The organism is Desulfosarcina sp., from assembly GCF_041551955.1.
In the GTDB taxonomy this organism is placed as follows: domain Bacteria; phylum Desulfobacterota; class Desulfobacteria; order Desulfobacterales; family Desulfosarcinaceae; genus Desulfosarcina.
The window spans coordinates 1-6035 of the sequence record NZ_JBFELV010000303.1 but is presented as its reverse complement, the minus strand read 5'-3'; the positions used below and the strand labels follow the sequence as shown (position 1 = coordinate 6035).

Annotated in this window: 6 protein-coding genes and 1 pseudogene; 6 read left to right on the top strand and 1 reads right to left on the bottom strand. The window is 55.3% G+C overall.

Features of this window, described 5'->3' with window-relative positions:
- The 5 genes from ABYV26_RS18515 to ABYV26_RS18495 form a co-directional block, all read left to right on the top strand.
- Window positions 1–487: NADH-quinone oxidoreductase subunit H (locus tag ABYV26_RS18515; RefSeq protein ID WP_372682841.1), on the top strand; the 487-nt coding region annotated here is incomplete at its 5' end.
- Entirely contained in the window at window positions 484–1125 is a 642-nt protein-coding gene (locus ABYV26_RS18510; protein WP_372682839.1) for an NADH-quinone oxidoreductase subunit K, read from the top strand. The genes ABYV26_RS18515 and ABYV26_RS18510, both read left to right, overlap by 4 nt.
- Window positions 1126–1136: 11 nt before the next feature.
- Window positions 1137–2558 (top strand): proton-conducting transporter membrane subunit, encoded by a 1422-nt coding sequence (locus ABYV26_RS18505; RefSeq protein ID WP_372682837.1) that lies wholly within the window; start codon window positions 1137–1139, stop codon window positions 2556–2558.
- 5 nt (window positions 2559–2563) lie between these two features.
- The gene (locus ABYV26_RS18500) at window positions 2564–4066 is read left to right on the top strand and encodes a hydrogenase (protein ID WP_372682836.1); all 1503 of its coding nucleotides are present in this window, start codon (window positions 2564–2566) and stop codon (window positions 4064–4066) included.
- 277 nt (window positions 4067–4343) lie between these two features.
- Window positions 4344–5087 carry a hydrogenase gene (locus tag ABYV26_RS18495; protein WP_372682835.1) on the top strand — a complete coding sequence of 248 codons (744 nt, stop codon included), beginning with the start codon at window positions 4344–4346 and terminating at the stop codon, window positions 5085–5087.
- 258 nt (window positions 5088–5345) lie between these two features.
- Here the strand turns inward: ABYV26_RS18495 and ABYV26_RS18490 are convergent, their stop codons facing one another.
- On the bottom strand, window positions 5346–5543 hold the full coding sequence (locus tag ABYV26_RS18490) for a hypothetical protein (RefSeq protein ID WP_372682834.1): 198 nt from the start codon (window positions 5541–5543) through the stop codon (window positions 5346–5348).
- Window positions 5544–5570: 27 nt separating this feature from the next.
- Here ABYV26_RS18490 and ABYV26_RS18485 point away from each other — a divergent pair.
- Window positions 5571–6035 (top strand): annotated as a pseudogene (locus ABYV26_RS18485) (molybdopterin-binding protein); the annotation flags it as partial.

Below are 6035 nucleotides of genomic sequence, written 5' to 3'. Positions count from 1 at the left end.
GTTCTACCGCCTGACCGGCGATCTTAATTTGGCGGCATACCTCTCCGGCGCCCAGCCCTTCGGCTTCTGGCAGACGGCCGGATCGCCAATACTTTTCATCGTCATCGCCTTTTTCATCATCCTGCTCACGGAAAACGCTCGGGTGCCGGTAGACGACCCGGCCACCCACCTGGAACTGACCATGATCCACGAAGTCATGGTCCTCGATCACAGCGGTCCGGATTTCGGTTTCATCGAAATGGGTGCATTTCTGAAAATGTTTTTCTACGCGTCCATCGTCTCCCGACTGATCCTGCCCTTTGAAATGGGCCATCCGGCATTGAATTTGGGGTTGTTCTCCCTGGGTGTCCTGATCGTCTATGTTGCCGTGGGCGTTATGGAATCAGTCATGGCACGCTACCGCATGGACCTGGTGCCAAAGTTTGTTCTCACCTCCTTTGCCCTGGCCTTTTTCGCAACCGTTATCACCCTGGAGTTTATAAAATGATTCATCCGGTCGATACGATTTTATCCCTGGCGCTGCTGTCGATCCTCTTTTCCTTCGGGTCCAGCCACCTGCCGGGCCTGATCAAAGTAATGGCTTTTCAGGGCGTGGTGGTAAGCATCGTACCGTTGTTCGTCGGTCATGAAATGTCCACCGGCGGTCTCATCTTCACCATCGTGACGCTGAGCATCCGCGGTATCGTCATTCCCGGGTGCATCTACCTGGCCATCAAACGTGTCGCCATTGGCCGTGAAGTCGAACCCATCGTCGGCTACCACGCCTCCATCCTGGCCGGTTTGCTGCTGATCGTCGGGGCCACCTTTGCCAGCCACCACATCGATGTCCCATACAGCAGCCTCAGCGCCCTGCTGCTACCCACGGCGATCGCCCTGCTGGGTGCCGGCATGTTTCTGCTCATGGCCCGGCGCAACGCCATTGCCATGGTCCTGGGTTATATCATGATGGAAAACGGCATCTACCTGGTGGGCACGTCCTTCTCCATGCGGGCCCGCCACATCGTTGAATTCGGCATCCTGCTGGACGTGCTGGCCGGCGTGATGATCATGGCTGTCATCCTGCAGAACATCAAACAGACTTTTGATGATGTGGACACGTCACGCTTGCGAACCTTAAAGGAATAGGTGGTCATTTCATGCTTGAAATCGTTTTCCTGATACCGTTTCTGACCGGCGCCGCAGCGTTCTTTCTGCCTGATAAAATCGGGCGGTGCCTGCTGGTGCTCACCGGCGCCATTCATTTGATCCTCTCCGTGATCGTATGGGCCGGTCGGCTGGCACCCTTGTTTCCCGAATATTTTGCGGTAACGCCGGAAGGCTTGCTCTCCCTGCTGGTGATCTCCCTGCTCTTTTTCCTGATATCCATCTACACCATCGCCTATCTCAAGGCATCCGACATCCATGCGGAGAATATTTTTACCGGATCCATGCTGCTGTTTTTATCCACCATGACCATGGTAACCCTGTCGGACCATATCATGGTGATGTGGATCGCCATCGAGGCCACAACGCTGGCCAGCGCACCGCTGATCTATACCCACCGGTCGGCGGCTTCCCTGGAAGCCACCTGGAAATATGTGCTTATCTGTTCGGTGGGCATCGCCATGGCGCTTTTAGGTTCAGTTCTTGTCACCGTGGCCATGGACGTGGGCAAGGTCGATGCGCCCATCTCGTTTTCCGCCATGACCGAGGTTGCCACACGGATGGATCCCAAGTGGCTCAAGGCCGGTTTCGTTTTCATTCTGGTCGGCTACGGCACCAAGATGGGGCTGGCCCCCATGCATACCTGGCTGCCCGACGCCCACAGCGAGGCGCCCAGCCCGGCCTCGGCCCTGCTCTCCGGTGTGCTGCTCAACTGCGCTTACCTGGGGATCTTCAAAACCAACAAGATCATGCACGCCGCCGGCCTGGCCGATTTTTCGGGGCCCATCCTGATTGTTTTCGGCCTGATATCGATCATGGCCGCGGCCACCTTTATTCTCAAGCAGACTGAATACAAACGCATGCTGGCCTATTCCAGCATCGAAAACATGGGAATCATCGCCTTCGGCACCGGCATCGGGGGGCTGGGCGCTTACGGTGCGATGATCTGCCTGATCCACCACAGCCTGATCAAATCCAGTCTTTTTCTGACTTCCGGCAATATTCTACTGGGATTCGGCAGCCGCTTTATCGATCAGACCGGCAACCTGGTGGGTCGCATGCCCAAAACCTTTGTGGCCTTCTTTGGTGGTTTCGCTGGTATTTCCGGGTTTCCGCCCTTTGGCATTTTTATCGGTGAACTGCTGATTATTATCGCTGCATTTCGAACGGGCAACTATGTCGGTGCGGGTTTCTTCATCCTTAGTCTTGCCGTGATATTCGCCGGTTTTGCCAACAACATCATGAAAATCTCTTTCAACACGTCGGATACCACCGTGCGGATCAAAGAAGACGCCAGCCTCGTCTGGCCTCAATACGTGCTGCTGTTAACCTCTTTGGTACTCTGCTTCTGGATGCCGGACACGTTGTACCAGACGATTATCCATGCGGTGAATGCCATCGGTGGAGGATTTTAATAACCATGACTTTCAAAACCATTGCCAATGGGAAGGCCATATCCATTGAAAGCATTCCCCATCTTTCCTTCAATGACTTTTCGGAACAGGCGACAGCGATCGTCACCGGCGGCGGCAAGGTGGTCCAGTTTTTTGCTTTCCAGACGGAAGACGCAGTCCGCCTGATCTGCGTGTTGCGCACCGAGGAGCTGCTTGTCGCCACCTGTGATGCACCTGAACGCTATCCGGCCTTAACGGTTGATTGCGAACCCTTTCACATGTTCGAACGCGAAATCGCCGAGCAATACGGCATCGTGCCTGAGCGTCACCCGTGGTTGAAAATGGTGCGCTACCATGCCAATTGCCGCGGGGTCGATGATGTCTTCGGCAACGACTACACCGAAGACATCCCCGGAAGATACGATTATTATTCTGTGGCGGGAGATGAAATCCATGAGGTGGCCGTGGGTCCGGTGCATGCCGGGGTGATCGAGCCCGGTCATTTTCGATTCAACTGCATCGGCGAACGGGTGCTCAACCTGGAGATCCAATTGGGTTACCAGCACCGGGGAGCGGAAGATCTGCTTCTGAAAGCGGATCGCAGGCGGCTGCCGTTCATCGCCGAGAATATTGCCGGTGATACCTCTGTGGGACACAGCCTTTGCCACGCCCAGGCATTGGAGGCCCTTGCCGGTATCCAGACCGATGAGGGGGCGAAAATCATCCGCACCATCGGGCTGGAGCTGGAACGCATTGCCAACCATGTGGGCGACCTCGGGGCCTTGAGCGGCGATGTGGCCTTTCTGCCGCCGGCCAATTACTGCGGCCGCATGCGAGGGGATTTTCTCAACATGAGCCTGCTGCTGTGCGGAAACCGCTTCGGCAAAGGACTGGTTAGGCCCGGCGGTGTTCGTTTTCCCATGAACGACGACAACCGCCGTGATCTGACCGCCCGCATCAGTGAACTCAAGCCCCAGGTAAAGCATGTCATCGACCTGCTCTTTTCGACTTCAAGCGTTCGCTCCCGTTTTGAAGGCTGTGGTCAGGTGAGTCGCTCCGATGCGGAACGGCTGGGGTTGGTGGGACCGGCCGGACGCGCCTGCGGCATCGCCTACGATGTTCGGCGATGCTTCCCCACCGAGCAGTACAATCGCCTGGAAATCCCCGAAAATGCTGAACCCACAGGCGACGTGTATGCCCGTGCCAAGGTCAGGGCCGACGAGATCATGCAGTCCATCCAAATCATCGAATCGTTGCTGCATAACCCGGTGGAGACCCATGTCATCGACATGATTGAGATGACCCTGGCACCCGATTCCCTTGTGGTCACGCTCAACGAGGCCTGGCGGGGGGAGTTGTCGCACTGCATCCTCACCGATGCGGCAGGTGGCATTCTGCGGTACAAGGTCAAGGACCCCTCATTCCATAATTGGAACGGGTTGTCCATGTCTCTCAGAGATACGGGAATTTCGGATTTCCCGCTGAACAACAAGAGCTTTAACTTGTCGTATTGCGGGTTTGACCTATGACGGATTCAAAAACGTCCGATATCGGCGTTACGCTTCATCCCTCGTCACTGCGGCATACCGTCAGTAGGCCTCATTTCTCGGGATGGAACATGAATGTTCGCCGTACGGATGAAGATCGATTTGCTGTTCGCTCGCTTAAGCGCGCTTTCGCGGCCCGCACGCCTTGATCTGGAAAGTTTTACGAAACCGTCTGAAATACTGTTTTTTTAGGCGTGCGTCATCGTTAACTGAGAGTTTTAGTTTACTAACATATCCATAACGGCAGAGCGATTTCATTATGCTAAATGTGTTGAAAAACCGGTTCGAACAAGGCTGCAAAACCTCCAAATACCCGAAGGAAAACGTCCAGCTGCTGCCCCGCTACCGTGGCCGGCCGAAAATCGACCCTGATGCGCCGGCGGATGTAGCATCCACGTGTGCGGCGGCCTGCCCCCAGGAGGCCATCGACGCAGCAGCCAAAACCATCGACATGGGACGCTGCGTCTTCTGCGGAACCTGCGAGCGTATTGGCAAAGGCCGGTTTGTAACGTTCACCCAGGATTTTGCCGTCTCCGTTGCCGAAAAGGAACACTTGGTCACCGCAGGAGACCTCCCTGACCTCGCCGCGCATTCCCGGCAGCATTTCAAAAAGCTCTTCGGCCGGTCGCTCCAGCTTCGCCAGGTGTCGGCCGCCGGCTGCAACGCCTGTGAAGCGGACCTGAACGTACTGGCCACCCCGTTTTTCGATCTGGCCCGCTTCGGCATCAACTTCGTGGCCTCCCCGCGCCATGCCGACGGCATCGTGGTCACCGGCCCGATTTCCCGCAACATGAAAACGGCCTTGCTGCAGACTTTTGAGGCCACCCCCGAACCCCGGGTGGTAATCGCCGTGGGCAGCTGCACCCTGACCGGCGGCCCTTTCCGGGGCAGCCCCGAAGTAACGGAAGGACTTGACACCCTACTGCCGGTGGACCTGTTCATTCCCGGCTGCCCGCCGCATCCCATGAGCAACCTGCATGCGCTGCTGACTTTTTTTAAGTAAAGGCCGTGCTGCGCAGCATCGCAGGGATCATAATCGATGTGTCGTTCGCTCGCCAATCCCGCCGCAAGCGACGGGAAACGGCCTCGCTATCGCGGTTGGGGATGTTCACAGAAAGGTGGCAGATAACCTGAACGCCATCGACGGCCGGCCCTGTCCACCGAAGTGCCGTCCACATGCAGTGCGCAATGAATCGATCACGCCATCTGCCAATTTTCCCTGCCCTATCGTTGTAACGGCCCGCCTGGTTATAAATGTTCATCATAGTGAACTTTGCGCAATTAGATCAATAAAATTAAAATGATTCAAACGACCAGCACAATAATCATAGATATCTGTTTTTAAATTTATAATTGTTTTATTAGGTTGTTGGCAAAGAATAGGCTTGACACGGCGAATTTGTGAATAGTAATTATTAAATTCAATATAATGAATTTTTTGCCGTTCTACACCGGTCACCTAAAGATCCTCAAATGGGAGTCAGACATGAAAACCGTACCTGTAGAAGATGCCGTCGGAAAGGTGCTGTGCCACGACATCACCCAGATCGTACCGGGCTTTTTCAAAGGACGGGCCTTCAAGAAAGGGCGCATCATTCGACAGGAGGATGTCCCCAAACTGCTTGATCTCGGCAAAGCGAATGTTTTTGTCTTCGACATGCAAGCCGGCACGGTCCATGAGGATGAGGCCGCGCGAAGAATTGCCGTCGCAGCCACTGGAAACGGGCTCCGCCTGACAGAACCGGTCGAGGGCAAGGTAAACCTTGTCGCCACCCACAGCGGATTGCTCAAGGTGAACACGGATGCCTTGTACCGGATCAATGATGTCGAAGATGTCATGTTCGCCACCTTGCACACCCACCATCATGTGACTGCTGATCAGGCAGTGGCCGGAACACGAATTATCCCCTTGTTTACTGATGAGAAGCGGAGAGAAGCGGTTGAACGGATT

Excerpts from the sequence above, each read along its gene's own strand:
- ABYV26_RS18510 (WP_372682839.1), top strand. The coding sequence starts at position 484 with ATGATTCATCCGGTCGATACGATTTTATCCCTGGCGCTGCTGTCGATC.
- ABYV26_RS18505 (WP_372682837.1), top strand. The coding sequence starts at position 1,137 with ATGCTTGAAATCGTTTTCCTGATACCGTTTCTGACCGGCGCCGCAGCG.
- ABYV26_RS18500 (WP_372682836.1), top strand. The coding sequence starts at position 2,564 with ATGACTTTCAAAACCATTGCCAATGGGAAGGCCATATCCATTGAAAGC.
- ABYV26_RS18495 (WP_372682835.1), top strand. The coding sequence starts at position 4,344 with ATGCTAAATGTGTTGAAAAACCGGTTCGAACAAGGCTGCAAAACCTCC.